Origin of the sequence: Micromonospora sp. RTGN7, from assembly GCF_033804645.1 — a bacterium.
Taxonomy (GTDB): domain Bacteria; phylum Actinomycetota; class Actinomycetes; order Mycobacteriales; family Micromonosporaceae; genus Micromonospora.
In genome coordinates this window covers 94,127-110,890 of record NZ_JAPZLF010000021.1, presented here as the reverse complement: position 1 = coordinate 110,890, position 16,764 = coordinate 94,127, and the positions used below count along the sequence as shown (strand labels likewise).

Annotated in this window: 14 protein-coding genes and 2 tRNA genes; 8 read left to right on the top strand and 8 right to left on the bottom strand. The window is 69.2% G+C overall.

The window, feature by feature from the left end; genetic code table 11:
• Positions 1 to 914 (top strand): IS256 family transposase (locus SNR22_RS24780; protein ID WP_320069045.1); only part of this gene is annotated, 914 nt, incomplete at its 5' end.
• 51 nt (positions 915 to 965) lie between these two features.
• Here SNR22_RS24780 and SNR22_RS24775 read toward each other — a convergent pair.
• From SNR22_RS24775 to SNR22_RS24765, 3 genes are all read right to left on the bottom strand, one after another.
• Positions 966 to 1,421 (bottom strand): ATP-binding protein, encoded by a 456-nt coding sequence (locus tag SNR22_RS24775; protein WP_320069044.1) that lies wholly within the window; start codon positions 1,419 to 1,421, stop codon positions 966 to 968.
• Between the two features lie 231 nt (positions 1,422 to 1,652).
• A tRNA-Arg gene (locus SNR22_RS24770) sits at positions 1,653 to 1,725 on the bottom strand.
• Positions 1,726 to 1,760: 35 nt separating this feature from the next.
• Positions 1,761 to 1,851, bottom strand: a tRNA-Ser gene (locus SNR22_RS24765).
• A gap of 326 nt (positions 1,852 to 2,177) precedes the next feature.
• On the opposite strand from SNR22_RS24765, the gene SNR22_RS24760 reads away from it, so the two are divergent.
• Positions 2,178 to 3,476, top strand: coding sequence for a hypothetical protein (locus SNR22_RS24760; protein ID WP_320069043.1), 1,299 nt, complete (start codon positions 2,178 to 2,180; stop codon positions 3,474 to 3,476).
• Positions 3,477 to 3,552: 76 nt separating this feature from the next.
• On the opposite strand, the gene SNR22_RS24755 is transcribed toward SNR22_RS24760, so the two are convergent.
• Positions 3,553 to 4,323, bottom strand: coding sequence for a CPBP family intramembrane glutamic endopeptidase (locus SNR22_RS24755; protein ID WP_320069042.1), 771 nt, complete (start codon positions 4,321 to 4,323; stop codon positions 3,553 to 3,555).
• Between the two features lie 203 nt (positions 4,324 to 4,526).
• Here SNR22_RS24755 and SNR22_RS24750 point away from each other — a divergent pair, with 203 nt between their 5' ends.
• Positions 4,527 to 5,645, top strand: coding sequence for a globin domain-containing protein (locus tag SNR22_RS24750; protein WP_320069041.1), 1,119 nt, complete (start codon positions 4,527 to 4,529; stop codon positions 5,643 to 5,645).
• A 119-nt stretch (positions 5,646 to 5,764) separates the two neighbouring features.
• Here the strand turns inward: SNR22_RS24750 and SNR22_RS24745 are convergent, their stop codons facing one another.
• A complete protein-coding gene (locus SNR22_RS24745; RefSeq protein ID WP_320069040.1) occupies positions 5,765 to 7,294 on the bottom strand; it encodes a peptide deformylase in 1,530 nt (509 codons plus the stop codon).
• A gap of 320 nt (positions 7,295 to 7,614) precedes the next feature.
• On the opposite strand from SNR22_RS24745, the gene SNR22_RS24740 reads away from it, so the two are divergent.
• Positions 7,615 to 8,397 carry an IucA/IucC family C-terminal-domain containing protein gene (locus SNR22_RS24740; RefSeq protein ID WP_320069059.1) on the top strand — a complete coding sequence of 261 codons (783 nt, stop codon included), beginning with the start codon at positions 7,615 to 7,617 and terminating at the stop codon, positions 8,395 to 8,397.
• Between the two features lie 15 nt (positions 8,398 to 8,412).
• On the opposite strand, the gene SNR22_RS24735 is transcribed toward SNR22_RS24740, so the two are convergent.
• Positions 8,413 to 10,263 (bottom strand): hypothetical protein, encoded by a 1,851-nt coding sequence (locus SNR22_RS24735; protein ID WP_413775698.1) that lies wholly within the window; start codon positions 10,261 to 10,263, stop codon positions 8,413 to 8,415.
• Between the two features lie 212 nt (positions 10,264 to 10,475).
• Here SNR22_RS24735 and SNR22_RS24730 point away from each other — a divergent pair, with 212 nt between their 5' ends.
• The gene (locus SNR22_RS24730; RefSeq protein ID WP_320069038.1) at positions 10,476 to 11,186 is read left to right on the top strand and encodes a class I SAM-dependent methyltransferase; all 711 of its coding nucleotides are present in this window, start codon (positions 10,476 to 10,478) and stop codon (positions 11,184 to 11,186) included.
• A gap of 114 nt (positions 11,187 to 11,300) precedes the next feature.
• Here the strand turns inward: SNR22_RS24730 and SNR22_RS24725 are convergent, their stop codons facing one another.
• Positions 11,301 to 11,834 carry a YbhB/YbcL family Raf kinase inhibitor-like protein gene (locus SNR22_RS24725; protein ID WP_320069037.1) on the bottom strand — a complete coding sequence of 178 codons (534 nt, stop codon included), beginning with the start codon at positions 11,832 to 11,834 and terminating at the stop codon, positions 11,301 to 11,303.
• A gap of 213 nt (positions 11,835 to 12,047) precedes the next feature.
• Here SNR22_RS24725 and SNR22_RS24720 point away from each other — a divergent pair, with 213 nt between their 5' ends.
• Both SNR22_RS24720 and SNR22_RS24715 read left to right on the top strand, forming a co-directional pair.
• On the top strand, positions 12,048 to 12,575 hold the full coding sequence (locus SNR22_RS24720; RefSeq protein WP_320069036.1) for a hypothetical protein: 528 nt from the start codon (positions 12,048 to 12,050) through the stop codon (positions 12,573 to 12,575).
• 194 nt (positions 12,576 to 12,769) lie between these two features.
• The gene (locus SNR22_RS24715; protein ID WP_320069035.1) at positions 12,770 to 13,501 is read left to right on the top strand and encodes an alpha/beta hydrolase; all 732 of its coding nucleotides are present in this window, start codon (positions 12,770 to 12,772) and stop codon (positions 13,499 to 13,501) included.
• A gap of 16 nt (positions 13,502 to 13,517) precedes the next feature.
• Here SNR22_RS24715 and SNR22_RS24710 read toward each other — a convergent pair whose 3' ends face one another.
• The gene (locus tag SNR22_RS24710; protein WP_320069034.1) at positions 13,518 to 13,751 is read right to left on the bottom strand and encodes a hypothetical protein; all 234 of its coding nucleotides are present in this window, start codon (positions 13,749 to 13,751) and stop codon (positions 13,518 to 13,520) included.
• A 1,882-nt stretch (positions 13,752 to 15,633) separates the two neighbouring features.
• Between SNR22_RS24710 and SNR22_RS24705 the strand changes: the two genes are divergently transcribed.
• On the top strand, positions 15,634 to 16,761 hold the full coding sequence (locus SNR22_RS24705) for a hypothetical protein (RefSeq protein ID WP_320069033.1): 1,128 nt from the start codon (positions 15,634 to 15,636) through the stop codon (positions 16,759 to 16,761).
• Positions 16,762 to 16,764: the final 3 nt, after the last annotated feature.

Sequence of the window (16,764 nt, the reverse complement as noted above, 5' to 3'; positions counted from 1 at the left end):
TGATCCTGTCGTTGTATGCCAAGGGTTTGACCACCGGAGAAATCCAGTCGCATCTGGCCGAGGTCTACGGCGCCGACGTGTCCCGTGAGTTGATTAGCAAGGTCACCGATGTGGTTGTCGAGGACCTGAACAGCTGGCGTAACCGGCCCTTGGACCGGGTGTACGCGGTCGTGTTCATCGACGCGATCGTCATCAAGGTGCGGGATGGGCAGGTCGCTAACCGGCCGGTCTACGTCGTGGTCGGTATCGGCCTGGACGGCCACCGCGACGTCCTCGGGATGTGGATCGGGACCGGCGGGGAAGGCGCCAAGCAGTGGCTGGTCTACCTGAACGAGCTGCGTAACCGCGGTGTCGCCGATGTCCTTATCATCTTTTCCGATGGGCTCAAAGGCCTCCCGGAAGCCATCGAGTCCGCGTGGCCCCTGGCCACTCACCAAACCTGCGTCGTGCATCTGGTGCGCAACAGCCTGCGTTACAGCAACCGCCGCGACTGGCAAGCGATCACCACCGCTCTACGCGGTATCTACACCGCCTCGACGATCGACGCGGCGAGCATGCGCTTCGAGGAGTTCACCGAAACTTGGGGCACCAAGTATCCAGCGGTGATCCGCCTGTGGCGGACCAGTTGGGAACGGTTCACCCCGTTCCTCGCCTTCGACGTGGAGATCCGCAAGTTGATCAACACCACCAACATGATCGAGTCGTTGAACAGCCGATTCCGACAAGCCACCCGCAGGCGAGGCCACTTCACCACCGAGCAAGCCGCGATGAAAGTCCTCTACCTCGTCGTCACCGAGAAACGACGAGCCGGCCAGAACATCGCCGCCCGAATCCCCGGCTGGGGGCAAGTCCTCAACGCCCTCGCCGGCAAGAGCACACCTACCGATGGCCGACAGCGGCAACCGCGCCCTTGAACGGGTGACTCGCGCTGGTCAGGACGAAACTCATGCCGCATCTTCGCCTGGTCACAAACCCGTCCGGTGGGTCGAGTGGTGTTCATGATGGCGGCCGGTGGTGCTACGTGGTTGGTCGACCGAGACGCCGGGGCAGGGAGTCAGCTCGACCCATACCTGCTTTCCGTCGTCGTAGTTGTGGACGCCCCATCGGGTTGGTGAGGCTTCGATCAGGGTGATGCCGCGTCCTTCGTCGACGTCAGGGTCGCGGTGGCGTGGCAGCGCTGGTGAGGTGTCCGCGACGGACAGCACCACGCGCCCCTGGCGGGCCTCGATCCTGAACTCGACGCAGCCACCGCCGTAGCGCACCGCATTGGTGACCAGCTCGCGGGTGACGACCGCCGCCACCTCAAGCCATTCCTCGTCCCGGAAACCCCAGCCGCGCAGGACGGCGGTCACCGCGCGCCGTGCCGCCGTGGGCGCGTGCACACCAAGAGGCATGTCCAGGTAAGCGGTCAGATCGCTCATGGCCGACAGGTCCGTTCTCCGTCGTCAACGGGGAGTTGCCCCCTCCTCCTGGACAGGCGGTGTTGACGATGGGGCCAGCACACCAGCCCATGATCAAAACCCGCTCGGACGGGCCGGACGCGAGGGATGCTCGTCGCACGAGCACCCACCGAGCACCCAACCGACCACAAGGGACGGACAAGCAGAGGGGCCTGACTGCCGTTTCGGCAGGTCAGGCCCCTCTTAATCTTGTGCGCCCGAAGGGATTCGAACCCCTAACCTTCTGATCCGTAGTCAGATGCTCTATCCGTTGAGCTACGGGCGCTTGCTGCTCGACCAGTCTACACACCCGGCCTTGCGCGGAGACTCCGGGATTCGAACCCGGGAGGGGCTTTAAGACCCCAACCGCATTAGCAGTGCGGCGCCATAGACCAGACTAGGCGAAGTCTCCCTGGTGGCCCGTAGACCACCGCGCCCGAGGATACAGGCCCACACCCGTCCGGAGCAAAGCGACTACCCGAGCGCGACCGGCCAGGCCTGAGCGGACGGCCAGGGCAGGGACGACGACGCGCCCCGCCCGGGCCGTCTTCCCTCTGTGCGGAGTCAAAATCAGGGCTACGCTCCATCGATATGGAGGAGCAGCCGCCGAGCGACCCGCCCCGTCCCACGCCTGGTGAGGGCACGCGCCGACGCCGTTCCCCACGCGCGACCTTCACACCGCCCACGCCTGCCGAGCCCTCCCCGGTCCCGGCCGAGGAGGCGGCTCCGGATGCCGCGATGCCCCGACCGCGCCGGGCCAAGGCGGCTCCCACCGTGCTCTTCCGACCGCCCGACCCCGAGTCGCCGGCGTCTCCGTTGCCGTCCCCGAGATCCACCGCGCAGCGGTCGATCTCGACCGCCACCGAGGCGGCCGAGGCGGCCGGAGCCACGGCCGGAGCAGGTGACCCGCCGCACACCAACGCCGACGGGACCCCGGGCCGAGCGGCCGGGACGGGGCCGGCCGGGGGCCCTGAGGCGGACGTCACTGTCACCGGCTCGGTCGCCGAGACACCAGCCGCCCGCAGGACCACCGCTCGGAAGGCAACCGCCCGGAAGGCGACCCCGGCCCCGGGGACTGCCGGAACGGCCCCGGCCGAGGGTGCCCCGACGGCGAAGCCGCCCAGAAGAACCGCCACACCGAAGAAGGCCACGGAACGCGGAACGCCCACGGAAGCCGGAACACTCGACCCGGAGACCACCGCCGCGAAGACGCTTGAGCCGGCAACCACCGCCGCGAAGACGCCCGATCCGGAAACCGTCGGTGCGGCGGAGCCGTCCGGCCCCGAACCCGCTACCGGGGAGACGTCGGGCCAGAGCGCGGCCAACCCGCCGGAGCCCGCCGACCCGAAGGCCGCTGCCACCGGGGCGGAGACAGCGCAGGCAGGGGCGTCCCCGCGTACCCCCGGGGCAGGCCTGCGGGCGACGGCTCTGCGGGTGCTCGACCATCCGGGCTTCGCTCCCGAACTGCTCGCCCTGGCTGCGGTGCGGGCGCTCGGTCCGGGCGCCCACGACTGGGCCGCGTGGCACCGGAGCACCTACCCCGGCGCGACGCCGGACGGGCTGGCGCGGCTCGCGACCCGGCGGTTCGTCCGGTTGGCCGGGGCGGGCGGGGCGACGGCGGCGCTCGCGGGCCTGTTCGCACCGGTCGCGGAGCTGGCGGTGGTGCTCTGGGCGCAGTCCAGCCTGGTGTTGCACCTGGCAGCGGCGTACGGCCGGGATCCTGCCGACCCGGAGCGGGCGGTGGAACTGCTGGTGCTGACCCGGGTGCACGCCGACGCGGAGAGCGCCCGGGCTGCGCTGGGCGCGGCGCAGGCGGCGATCGGGCCGGACGAGCAGCCGTGGCCCCGGGTGGCGGACGCGGCCCGGCGGTTGGCCGCCCCGCTGGCCGCGCAGGCCGGGGGATGGCTGGGGCTGCGGGTGGCGTCCCGGCTGGTGCCGGGCGCGACGGTGCTGGCCGCCGCGACGGGCGACTCGGCTGCCGCCGAGCGGCTGGCCGCCCGCGCGGTCAACGCCTACCGCCCGCCGCGCGCCCACTGACGGCGGGAACATCGCCGAGCCGAGAGCTGATCGACTCGGGATGCGGCATCCCGCGGCCGTCCGGCGCGGGCGACGGTCAGAGCCAGCCGAACCACGCCTTCGGTAGCAGCGCGTAGCCGACGAAGGCCACCACGTCGAGCAGGGTGTGCGCGACGATCAGCGGCATCACCCGCTTCGTACGCAGGTAGAAGAGGGAGAAGACCACGCCCATCACGGCGTTGCCGAGGAAGGCGCCGAAGCCCTGGTAGAGGTGGTAGGAGCCGCGCAGGACGGCGCTCGCCGCGATCACCGCGCCGAGCCGCCACTGGAGCTGGCGCAGTCGGGTGACCAGGTAGCCGACCACGATCACCTCTTCCAGCACCGCGTTCTGCACGGCGGCGAGGATCAGCACCGGGACCGCCCACCAGACGTCCGGCAGGCCGGCCGGGACCAGGGTGGCGTTGACGCCGAGCTGTGCGGCGGCCCAGAACAGCGCCAGGCCGGGCAGGCCGATGAGCGCCGCGAGGCCCGCACCCCGGGCCAGGTCGGAGCCGGGCCGGCGCAGGTCCACCCCGAGGGTACGGACGGGGTCGCCGGGATCCCGCGCCAGCAGGTGTACGGCCAGCAGCACCGGCAGCAGCGCGAAGACGATGCCGAGGAGCTGGTACGTCAGGTCGAGCCAGGGGCGGGCCGACTGGGAGGTGTTCAACGCGGCGGTCTGCCTGGACAGCGGCCCGTCGGCGGTCAGCTTCGCGATGATCGACACGAGCGCGTAGACCGCCGACTGCCCGAGCGAGAGCCCGAGCACCAGCAGCGTCTCCGTGCCAAGGACCCGGCGCGGCATCGGGCGGGTGAGCTCAACGGTCACCGCACCACTGTGCCCGACCCGACGACGAGCCGGACGGCGGGCCGGAGGACGGGCCGGAGGACGGGTCAAAGAAGCGGGCCAAAGTGGAGGCAGACCCGGGCGGACGAGCCGGCATGAGGAGATCGCACATTCTGTGCGACCGGCATGCACGCTCCGTGGACATTCTATGCGGGCCCGATCCGCCGTCAGGAGGAGGAGTGCCTGTGGAGAACGTCGCGCGGTTGCTGAAGGAGAGCTGGACCCTGGTGGAGGAGGACCGGGACCGGTTGAGCGGTCACTTCTACGCCCGGCTCTTCCTCCTCGACCCCGCGCTGCGCCGGCTCTTCCCCGCGGAGATGACCGGCCAGGGCGACCGCATCCTGGACGCGATCGTCACGGCGACCCAGGTGGTGGACGACCCGGAGAGCTTCGACGAGTACCTGCGTTCCCTCGGCCGGGACCACCGGAAGTACCACGTCGAGTCGACGCACTACGGGACCATGGGCGTCGCCCTGCTGGACGCGCTGCGCAGCACCGCCGGGGGGAGCTGGAACCTGGAGTACGACCAGGCGTGGCGGGACGCGTACGCGGCGATCGTCGCGAAGATGCTGGCCGGGGCGGCGGCAGACGAAAACCCGCCGTTCTGGCACGCCGAGGTGCTGACCCACGAGCGGCACGGCGCGGACACGGCCGTGCTGACCGTCCGCGCCCTCCAGTATCCGCTGCCCTGGCGGGCCGGCCAGTACGTCAGCGTCGAGGCGCCCCGGCACCTGCCCCGGGTCTGGCGGACGTATTCGGTGGCGAACGCCCCGAACGACGGCAACGTCCTGGAGTTCCACGTCAAGACGCCGGCGGGCGCGGGCTGGGTGTCCGGGGTGTTGGTTCGCCGTACGAAGCCCGGTGACCTGCTCCGCGTCGCCGCCCCGATGGGGTCGATGACCCTGGACCGCTCCTCGGAGCGGGACGTCCTCTGCGTCGCCGGCGGGGTCGGGCTGGCACCGGTCAAGGCGCTGGTCGAGGAGCTGACCGGCGGGAACCAGACCCGCTGGGTGCACGTCTTCTACGGTGCCCGGCACGCCAACGACCTGTACGCGTTGGCCGGGCTCCGGGAGTTGGTGGCCGCCCATCCGTGGCTCTCGGTCACCCCGGCGTGCAGCGACGACCCGGACTTCGACGGGGAGCAGGGCGACATCGCCGAGGTGATCGCCCGGTACGGCCCGTGGACCGCCCACGACTGTTACGTGTCGGGTTCGGCCCGGATGGTCCGCTCCACCCTCCGGGCGCTCGCCGAGGATGACGTCCCGCCGCCGAACATCCGCTACGACACCTTCGGCGAGCTGTAGCACCCACTCGCGGGACGACCCGGGTCGCCCACAGCAAGCTTTCCTCCCCCCGAAAAAGGACCGGGTCGCGTGCCCCCGCCCCCTGGGGCACGCGACCCGGTCCTCCCCCCCCTGCTGTCTCAGTACCGCCAGGGGTTACCGGTCTCGCGGTACTCCTCCACCGGCACCAGCGGGACGCCGGGCGTCATCCGGTCGACGTACAGCCGGCCCTCCAGGTGGTCGATCTCGTGCGCCACGAGGCGGGCCATGGCGAACTCGAACGAGGTGATGATCCGGCTGCCGTCCCACTGGGCGTGCTCGACGTCGATGCGTAGCGGCCGGGGCACGAGCCCGCGGTGGTCGAAGAAGGAGAGGCAGCCCTCGTACTGCTCATCGGTATCCGGGGACGACTCGACCACCCGGGGGTTGAGCAGGACCACGGGGTCGGCCGTCCGGTCGGGCGGGCGCATCACGGCCGCGGCCCAGGCGACACCGAGCTGGGGGGCGGCGATGCCGACGCCCTTGCTGAACGGGTGCAGCTCGTCGAGGCGGACCAGGGCCGAGCAGAGTTGGTCGACCACCTCGCGGGCGGTCGCCTCGTCGGTGGGCAGGTCGAACTGGCGGCTCGGCTGGCGCAGCAGGTCCGCCCCGCGCTGGACGATGCCGAGCCCACGCATCCGGTCACTGGCGCGGGCCGGGCCACCGCCGACGGGGCCACCCGGGTCGGTTTCCGGCGGTCGGCTGCGGAATCGCCACTGCAACCGGTACCGGGCGTTGAGCGGCGGATCCTCGGTGGCCCAGTCGAAGATCGCCCGGCCGTCGAGCTCCTGCCGGATGATCGGGCGGCGCAGCGGCCCCTCCTCCGCCGAGAGCGAGGTTTCCACCCCCCAGACCTGGGGGGCCAGCGCCGTGGGCAGGTCGAGCCGGACCGACAGGCGCCGGGTCGGCAGACGTACGGCCCGCTGGAACCAGGGGCCCCACTTCTCCTGGCCGACCTGGTACGCGTACTCGATGGTGACCCGGTCGCCGGGGTAGAGCGGGAACCGGCCCTCGTCGTTCTCGAAGAGCAGCCAGATCTCCTTGGACGCGTCTCGGTCGTGCTTGGCCCGCCAGTGCATCGGCTCGGGTTCGCCGCCGTCGTACCGGTACGCCTGGAGTTGCAGCTCGGCGAAGGTGAGGGGGTGTTCCCGATGGTGCCGGTTCGACCGGCCGGGGTCGTTGGGGTACCGGTCGACGGCGACCCGGAGCAGGTAGCGGGCGACCGGCTCGGTGCCGGCGTTGTAGAGCTCCCGGCGGATGACGCAGCGGTAGCCGGCGTCGGTGTGGGTGAGAATCGCTTCTTCGCGTTCCACGATCAGCCCGGTGCCGGGGGGCATCCACTGGCCGGGGGCGGAGTGCTCCCGGTGCGACGGGGTGAGCCGGCCGTGCCGCAGTTCGTCGTACTCGCGGAAGCGCTGCCAGATCGCTCCGCTGGCCTCCAGGACAGCCTCGGCCCGGCGGGCGAAGTCCTCGGTCGGTCGGTGCCGACGCCCCTCGACGTGACTGACGTAGGACGGGTCGAAGCCCATCAGCGTCGCCAGTTGCTTCTTGGACAGCCCCCGCTCGGTCCGCTGCCGGGCGAGTTCGGCCGCGAACGATTCGGCGGCCCGCTCGAGGGGGGAGGTCGTCATCGGCTTCCTCAACGCTGGGAAGTATTAGTTTCACGTTCCGTACGCATCCGCGCACAGAAGTGCCACCTTGTCGACATTCCCCTTGACAATTCAGCCATGAGCGTCAATGGTGTGCGTCTCGAACAGTCCGGCGCTTCCCCCGCCCACAACCGGATAGAACGCCTGCGTGGGAGCCCTCACGACCGGTTCGCCCCAGCCGGAGTGACGGCCGCCTCCCGGCCCGGAGCGATCGACCCTTCCCCTACCCGCGAGGCGACAGTTAGGCTAGCCTTAGCTCATAAGGTGAAGTGGCGGCTGAGGGGGATCGGGTGACTGCGGTGCTGCCCACGCGGGAGGCCACGACCCCGCTCGCCCCGGTGACCGCGACCCTGCGCACCATGTTCGGCACCGACGACCTGCCCGGCCTCGCGCCGGGCCTGGTGGTGACCGACGACGGCTTCGACTGGGCCCCGGCCACCACCCTGGTCGACGGCAGCCGGCTGCCCGAGCTGCTGGCCGCGGCCAGCCTGCGCTGGGGCGGCCCCCCGCACGCCTGCGCCGCGCTGGCCTGGAAGGCCTACAGCTACTGGACGGCCCTGCCGGCCGCGCTCGGCTGGGCGGCGGCCCGCCGGGTGCCGCTGCTCGACCCGGCCGACGTGCTCCTGCACTTCGAGGATCACCGTCCGCTGGTCACTCTCGGACTGCGCCGGTCGACCACGATCGCGGTGCTCCCCGGCGACCCGCTCGCCCTGGCCGGGCTTTCCGAGGTCCGGGTCGTCGCCGACGAGGCGGCGCTGCTGGCCGCGCTCCGCGCGTCGCTGCTCGACGCCCACCTCGCCCCGTTGGCCGCCGCCATTCAGGCGGAGGTCCGCATCGGCACCCGTACGCTGCTCGGCTCCGTCGCCTCGGGCATCGCGCAGGGCGTGCTGCTGGCCGCCGACGCGCTGCCCGGCCCCGCCGTCCGGCACGTCGAGACGCTGCTCGACGCCCTCGACCTGGCCGACCTGGTCGAGCTGGTGCCCGGCCCGTCCGGCGCTCCGACGGTCCAGCGTCGTACCTGCTGCCTGGCCTTCACCCTGCCCAGGCCGAAGGTCTGCCAGGGCTGCTGCCTCCGCGCCGCCTGAGGCGAAGGGGATACGTCAGTTAGTTAACGGACGGACGTCCCAGATCCAGGCCCCGCCGGTGTACGTCGGGCGGATGCCGGTCAGTTCGGTCATACCCCGACGCAGCGCGTCGGCGTGCTTGTGTGGGCCGAGCACCACCACCCCGGCCCGCCAGTACCGCAGGTCCTCCAGCGCCGACATCCGGACCGGCCCGGTGACCGGCGGCACCTCACCGGTGCGTCGGATCGTGGCGAAGAAGCTGCTGGTGGGACGGGGCGGCGCGGTGAACAGGGCGATCCGCCCCTCCGGCGCACCGGGCCGGGTGTCCGGCCCGAGGAAGTACCCCCGGGCCAGCGGCAGGTCCAGCCCGGTCGCCGCCGACCAACGCAGCGGGTCGGGATAGTCGGTGTCCGGCAGCGGCAGGGTCACCACGCTGCGCCCGCCGGCCACGTACGGCCGCCAGGCACCCGACGTCACGAACTCGGGGACGGGATCGAGGCGGGCCGAGGGCAGCGGGGTGGGAAACGCCGGGAGCAGCGCCATGATCAGCATCGTGGCGGTGGCGAAGCGGATCTGCGAGCGGGCGGCCGGATGTTCCTGGGCGAGCCGGCGGGCCCGTTCCGCGCCGAGGGCGAGCAGCACCCCGACCACCGGGACGGTCGCGAGCGCCCACCGGGTGGGCACCACCGAGTGCAGGATCGGCAGGTTCTCCAGCGCCGCCCAGGGGCCGGCGATCCCGGTGGACCGGCCCTCGAACTGGATCTCCCGACCGAGGGAGAGCACGGCGAAGAGCAGGCCGGTCGCGGTCAGGCCGAGCACCACCGGGCTGCGCCGCAGCCACCACACCAGCGCAGCCACCAGCACGACCAGCGGCCAACCGAAGAAGCCGTTCTCCTCGGTGGGGTTCTTCACCAGCTTCGCGTTGGTCTCCGGGTCGCCGGCGATCGACTCCCGCCCGAACTCGGTGAACGCGGCCAGGTCGGTGCGGTAGCCGCGGATCAGTTCGGAGAGCCCCTCGTACGCGCCCGGGCCGAAGAACTGCACATACAGCGGGTACGCCAGCAGGACGGCGGCGAGGACGGCGGCGACCGCGAGGCCGGCGAGGAACGGTCGGGCCTGGCGGCGCACGTCGGCCCGACCCAGGGCCAGGGCGACGATCACCACGCCGAGCCCGATCGCGGTCATCAGCAGGATCTCCAGGTTGATGAAGGCCTGCCAGACGACCAACAGCCCGAGCAGCAGCCCGTTGCGCAGCCACCGGCCGCCGTCGGGCAGCCGCAGGGTGCGCCAGACGAGCAGCGGCACCACGAACTGGCTGACGATGTTGGGATGGGCGTTGGCGTGCGAGACCATCGCCGGGGCGAACGCGCAGAACCCCGCCCCGAGCCAGGCCGGCCCCCGGGAGCCGACCAGCACCCGGGAAAGGACGAAGTACCAGGCCGTCGCGGTGGCGATCATGCCGCCGGTGAGAAAGACCAGGAATGCGGTACGGGGCCCGAACAGCACGGTGACCGGCGTCATTGGCAGCGAAATGGATAATACGGACGTGTTGGCCATCAGATTGACGCTGTCCGGCACATTCATCCGGTCCGAGCCGAACGGATATACGAAATCGGTCACCACGCGTGCGCCGTGCGCCATCATCCACTCGAATAGCGCCTGATCGGACCGGTTGTCCCGAACGCCGTGCGAGGGGTTCACCCAGAGGCGAAGAGTCACCCAGAACGCGATCAGCGCAAAGCTGAGCACGGCGCAGACGTCCGTCCACCGCCCCCGCCGCAGCGCCGTGCCGCCGGGTTGCCGCTCGTCGGGCACGCCCGCCACCTCGGGGGGACCGGCCTCGCCCCCGGGTTCACCGCCGGAGCGGCCCGATTGAGGAGTAGTCATAGCAATTCATAGGGTAGTCATGATATGGCGCTGACGTGACATGTTTCGGGGTACTGCCGTACTATGTGCCGGGTTCGCCGACCGCCGATCTCGTGCCCACCCCCCGACCGCATTTTCGGCCACCACGGTGCCCCGATTTCCCGCCGTCCGCTTCGGATGGTTCACTCTGTCGGTCCCGGGACAGGTCGAGTCACACCGTGAGGAATCGACGCATGGCAGAAATCACTGGGGATCAGCGCGTCCAGTCCGAGGTGCTCGAGGGCCTCGCGACGGCGGTCAACCACCGCAGGTGGTTCGTCGAGTTGGCCATCCCGCACCTCGGTGACAACCCGATCGAGATCGGCAGCGGGCTGGGCGACTACGCCCTGGAGTGGGCGACCCACTTCCCCCGGTTCACCGCCACCGAGGCCGACCCGGACCGGCTAATCCTCCTCAAGGAGCGGCTCGCCGACGAGCCGAACATCGAGGTCCGGCAGATGCTGCTGCCGCACTCCGAGCGCGGGGACTACAGCGCCGCCGTCTCGTACAACGTGCTTGAGCACATCGACGACCACGTGGGCGCGCTGAGCAGCATGCGCGACCTGGTCCGGCCGGGCGGAAACGTGGTGATCATCGTGCCGGCGTTCCAGTTCGCGATGGGCCCGGCCGACATCGCCACCGGCCACGTCCGCCGGTACACGAAGAAGACCCTGGCTGCCGCGATGACCGAGGCCGGCCTGACCGTGGAGAAGATCCACTACGCGAACGCGCTCGGCCTGATCGGCTACTTCATGGCGACCAAGGTCTTCCGGCTGATGCCGAAGGAAGGCCCGATGGTGAAGGTCTACGACACCCTCGTCCTCCCCGCCACCAAGGCGGCGGAACAAAAGTTCCGCCCCCCGTTCGGCCAGTCCGTCTTCGCCGTAGCCCGCGTCCCCGCCTAACTCCCCACCCCACCCCCACCCCCACCCCCACGCGATCTTGCACCTTGGGCCCGGGCAATCCGGGCATGTGCCGCGAAACGCAGGCCGCAAGTGCAAGATCGCGGGGCGGGTGGCTCAGTTCTTGACCTGGTACGTGGGGCGGATGACCGCGCGGGCCAGGGTGTGGAAGGCGAGGTTGAAGCCCACGTACGCGGGGGTGGCATCGGGGCCCACGTCGAGGCGCTCGACGTCGACGGCGTGCACGGCGAAGACGTACCGGTGCGGGCGGTCTCCGGCCGGCGGGGCCGCGCCGCCGAAACCGGCCGTGCCGTAGTCGTTGCGGACGCTGAGCGCGTCGCCCAGGGCGGCCTCGTCGACGCCCTGGGGCAGCTCGGTCACCGAGGCTGGCAGGTTGACCAGCACCCAGTGCCAGAAGCCGCTGCCGGTCGGCGCGTCCGGGTCGAAGCACGTCACCACGAAGCTCTTCGTCTCGGCGGGAAAACCCGACCAGGCGAGCTGCGGGGAGACGTTCGAGCCACCGACGCTGCCGTGGGCGTACCGGGCGTCCATCGGCTCGCCGTTGTGCACGTCGTCGCTGGTCAGGGTGAACGATGCAACGGTCGGCAGCAGCTCGTACGGGTCCGGGGCGATCGGTCGTTCCAGGGTCATCGGGACGGGTCCTTCCGGTGGGCGTGGTTTTCCTGCGCACCTTCTTACCCCGCCGCGCCCCGCGAATCGCGGTAACGCGCGACAGCCGCCGGTGGAGGGCGTGGGATCCGAACCCACGAAGAGCAGTAGCGCCCGCGGATTTGGCCCTGCCGATCTGCCGTCAAGACCGTTCGCGCCTATCGCCGACCATGATCAGGTAAGTAGTCTCGCCTCGTGATCGCGATGTCTCCTGCTAGCCGGCCGTGGCATACCCGAATCGCGACCGCCGCCGCCATCGCTGCTGCCTTGGCCTGCGTCGGCGTGCCGGCCGTGCGGGCGGTGGTGAGGACTGCCCAGGCAGGGGCAGGCGAGGACACACCGGTTGCCGCCGCCAATGCCTACCTCCGGGCCGTGTTCGAGTCAGGCGACAGCCTCGCAATCAGCCGATGCTTGTGCAGCGACAACCGGGACGAGTTGTTCCGGGAGGCTCGGGACCTACGCCGACAGGTCGAGCCGTACACCACCTTCGGCGTCAAGGTCGAGTCATCCGACTGGCGAACGAGCGACTCCGACGGCACGGTCTCCGCGAGGGTGAACCTCCGGTTCACGCAGATCGACCCGGCGACCGGGAGCGTCACTTTCACCGGGGGCCCCGTTCACGAGTGGCGCTTCCGCACCAGGGACGACGGAGGCATCAGCGGCGGCTGGAAGGTTTGCGACATCGACGCGCCACCGATGTGCGACATGCACCTCCGCTGTTGAGCTAGTGCCGCATCAGACAACGTTCGCCCTGGCCACGTCCATGCGGAGGAGCCCCCTGTGATAACCTCGGTGCCGCTATGCGCTGCTGCGAACCGAGGAGGTGAGACCGATCAACGCTGTGACAGGTCGGGGCTCCCTCTCTTGCATGGTCTAGGGAGTGCCCGCAGAAGGCATCCCGAAAGGCTCGAAACGCTATGCGCTTCACCTCTCAGACGTCGTCCGACGGCGTCTCCGAACAGCTCTTTACCCTCGGTGAGATTCCGGGCGTGCTGTGGACGCCGACAGGTGCCGCCGGTTCTCGTCCCCTGATCCTGATGGGACACGGCGGCGGTCAGCATAAGAAGGCCCCCGGCATCGTGGCCCATGCGCGCCGCTTCGTGACCGAGTGTGGCTTCGCGGTGGCGGCGGTCGACGTACCCGGCCATGGCGACCGGCCGAAGGATGAGGAGTACGACCGGATCGCGACCGAGAACCAAACTCGCGTGGAGGCCGGGGAGGATCTAGCTCCGCTGATCGCTGGTTTCCAGGCGCTCGTAGCTCGCCAGACCGTCCCGGAGTGGCGAGCGGTCCTGGACCTGGTCCAGGAACTCGACCACGTTGGCACTGGTCCGGTGGGTTATTGGGGCGTGTCGTTGGGTTGCGGACTCGGCGTTCCGTTCGTTGCCGCCGAACCCCGGGTCCACGCGGCGGTGCTGGGCTTGGGCGGGGCGCTGGCATCGGCCAAGGCCGCCGCGCGAATCACCGTCCCGGTGGAGTTCCTGGTGCAGTGGGACGATGAGCGGGTGCCGCGGGCCCAGAGCTTGGCACTGTTCGATGCCTTGGCCTCAGCCGAGAAAACACTGCACGCCAACCCCGGCAAGCACGGGGAGGTCCCCGCATTGGAGCTGGACAGCACGCTACGGTTCTTCGCCCGGCACCTCGGCTGATCTCGCCGCCTTTAGTTCACGACACGCCGATCGGAATCCGTTTCCCGATCGGCGTGTCGTCGCCAGGATAGCGATCGTCTGCGACAGATTCTCGCCGCACCTGACGACGAAACGGTGCCAGCGCGTGGGCGACTGGGCCGCCGCGAACAACGTCGAGATCGCCTACACCCCGACCAACAACTCCTGACTCAGCCGCATCGAGGCCCAGTTCACCGCCTTGCGCTACTTCACCCTCGACGGTACCGATCACGCCACCCACAACGAACAGAGCAGCATGATCCGCCGCCGCTACATCAGCTGGCGAAACCGCCACACCGACGACCGGCGCCTACACGCCGTCGTCGACAGGGCAAACGTTGCTTGACACGGCACTAGAAATCGTGCCCCGCGTAGAGGGCGGAGGGTGTGGGATTCGAACCCACGAAGACATCGCTGCCTTACCGGTTTTCAAGACCACTACGCTCGTGGCCCTGACCTGCTGATACGCAGCCTGTCGCCCGCTCCGCAACACGGATACGACACACGGGCTACTCGAGGCTAGGTTCTAACCCGCCACCTCCAAGCCGCCATCCAGCGGTCCACGATCAAGATCCTTGTCGGCCGGCGTCGGCTGCTGCCGCTGGCCTAATCGCAGTGTCGTCCGCAGCCGATCTCAGACCGCGCGCGTGGGCCAGCCTGCCACGATGACCCCCCGCCCGTACGTTCTTAGAAGCTCCGTACAGCAAACCCACCTGGGGTCATGAGCAGCGATGCACGGCCCGAACGGACCCCGGCCGGCGCTCCGCTGACGACGCTGAACGAGACGACGGCTGAGACGAGCCGGAAGCAGGAGCCGACTAGAGCAGGCCACCTCGTTCGTCCCGAACGAATTCGTCCCGTACTAGCCGTCCGGCATGGTGCGCCCTACCTCGGCAGACGGTCCCCTGCCGCGCGCTGGTGTCTGCTGGTGTGCCTGCCGGTTGTGTTCGTCACGCAGCAACCGGTAGTGGCCCCCAAGTTGTTGCGCGTGGACTCCGAGCAATAGCAGTGCCTCGCCCTGCGGTAACAGGGCGAGGCGCTACTACACTGATGATCTTGCTATCGGACGAGCTGGTGAAGCGTGCGGGCTACCGCCAGACCGGTTATGACCAGGGTGACGATGCCGCTGGCAAATCCCAAGGCGATGCTGGGTCCGAGACCCAGGGCCGGGCTGACCTGCGTCACTGTGGCCAAGCCGGCGACTGACGCTGCGGGAAGGCCGACGGAGAGGGTGATCATCGCGATGAGTAGAGACCTCGGTGTCAGCAGGTAACGCTCTTCGCGTGGAGGCTCATCGTCGACCGGCCCGGACTGTTGCCGCGTGGGCTCCGAGTTCCGACGGTCAGACGTAGAGATGGAGCGTGCCGGCTCTCGCCGGCGAGGGGTGCTTTTGGACACCTTTCCTCCATGAGCTTGTTGATTCGTACTTCCTCGGACCGTGCGTCGAACGGTGAGACAGCCCGAATGAGGGGGCGCTGGCCGGTTACCGCCAGACAAGCGCTACGGGCTGTCTCACGTCGACTAACGAGGATTCATCTTCAGAGTCACGGCTTGTGCGACGTGGGCTCTTACACAGAGTTGCCAGGAGCGGTGAACCTTTAGCGCAAAGCCGGACTCTCAACGCAGCTTTCGTGACGGTGAGTAATCTAATAAGTTTTCGCGTAGATGATCTACTCATTCAAGGACTGTCGATCTGCTGATCGCCAGACAAGATGCCCGGTGGGCGAGTCCAGCGCCCCCAACTGCGGAGATCCAGAAACTTGATAGATGGATATCACGTCGAAAAATGTCCATACTGTTCGGATACTCAAAGATCTTGACGGCTCCTGAGGGCAGGGAGCGCGCCACTAAGTAGAAGAGGCTTCGTTAGGAGTAACGAGATGTGAGCCATGGGCAAGAGCTTGGTACGCACCTCGGACAGAACGGCCCCCTGTTACCGCAGGGGGTCGTTCGCGTGGGCCCGGCTTCCCGCTGACGGCGAGCCATGAGAGCAGGCAAGCAGCGACAGGGCCTACGCCCAATGCCGCATGCTGGGGGCAAAGTCCGTGTCGGGCTAGTTGCACAGTGGCGTGACCCGTTGATCGCCGTGAACCTCGCTCCTACGATGCTACGGAGTGTCTGCCGACGATCAACGGGGGATCATGAGCGGCTTTTACGTGGACCCTGACGGCTTGAACGGCCTTTACAACCTGCTTCACCGTGCGTCTGACGATGCCGCTGACGCCCAGGGCTACACGACGCGACACTGCGATTTGGTCTTCGACCAACAGGGCCTGCTCTTCATGCTGGCCGGACCGCACCGCATGGCCTACCGACGGATGACGGAGGGCTTGGAACGGCTGAAGACCCTGACCGGAGGCGCGGCCACTCAAGTCAACCTGGCCCAGCTCAAGTACGCCACATCCGACGCCGCGGCGATGGCTCGCCTTGACCAGAGCTACCCCGGCGCCCGCGACACCGCGACCCTTCGCAGCACGCTGAGCAGCCCCGGCCGGCCGGACCTTTGGCCAACCAGGAGCCGCTCGCCGTTCGCCGACGTGGCCGAACCCACCACGACTTTGGTGCCGCCCAACTACGCCACCAGCATCGAAATGTTCCAGATCAACCCGCTCGCCGATCTGGTCAGCCCTACGGCCTGGCTACGTCAGGTCAGCGTGTGGTTGTTCGGACACGACCCGTTCGAGGGCTGGGGCAAGGCGTTCAGCGGTGACTGGGACTCCTACGTCCACTGCGCAGCAGCGTGGCGAATCATCGGCACCGCCATGAACGACCTCGGCCGTAACCTCATCACCGGTGCCGTGGACGTGTCCGAGGTGTGGCGCGGTAACGCCGCAGAAGCCGAACAGGAATACCAGCTCACCCTGGGATCGGCCGCACAAGCCCTGCACCCGGTCTGCGATCAGTACGCCGACCTCTACACCCGAGCCGCCGAAGCCGCCAAGCAGCTCTACTCCGTAGTTACCGGCCTCATCAGCAAACTCATCGACGTCCTTATCGTCATCAACGCCGCAGCCGCGATCGGCACCGCCACCCTGGAAACCGGCGTCGGCCCCGTCCTGGGCTACAGCGTGGCCGCCTACTACGCCTGGCAGGCATACGACCTCTACAACGAAATCTCGACCTTCTACGGCAACGCCGAGGCGACCTTCAAGGGCATCGCCGGCTCCATCACCCTCGTCAAGGCCGGCATGGAAGTCGCCGCCCTACCCGACCTGAAGCCCTACCAGCACCCCGGCCAGTGAGGA

Bases quoted from the DNA above. Each gene is read 5' to 3' on its own strand.
- SNR22_RS24760 (WP_320069043.1), top strand. From the start codon at position 2,178: ATGCCCCGACCGCGCCGGGCCAAGGCGGCTCCCACCGTGCTCTTCCGA.
- SNR22_RS24715 (WP_320069035.1), top strand. From the start codon at position 12,770: ATGCGCTTCACCTCTCAGACGTCGTCCGACGGCGTCTCCGAACAGCTC.
- SNR22_RS24775 (WP_320069044.1), bottom strand. From the start codon at position 1,421: ATGAGCGATCTGACCGCTTACCTGGACATGCCTCTTGGTGTGCACGCG.
- SNR22_RS24730 (WP_320069038.1), top strand. From the start codon at position 10,476: ATGGCAGAAATCACTGGGGATCAGCGCGTCCAGTCCGAGGTGCTCGAG.
- SNR22_RS24725 (WP_320069037.1), bottom strand. From the start codon at position 11,834: ATGACCCTGGAACGACCGATCGCCCCGGACCCGTACGAGCTGCTGCCG.
- SNR22_RS24745 (WP_320069040.1), bottom strand. From the start codon at position 7,294: ATGACGACCTCCCCCCTCGAGCGGGCCGCCGAATCGTTCGCGGCCGAA.
- SNR22_RS24735 (WP_413775698.1), bottom strand. From the start codon at position 10,263: ATGACTACTCCTCAATCGGGCCGCTCCGGCGGTGAACCCGGGGGCGAG.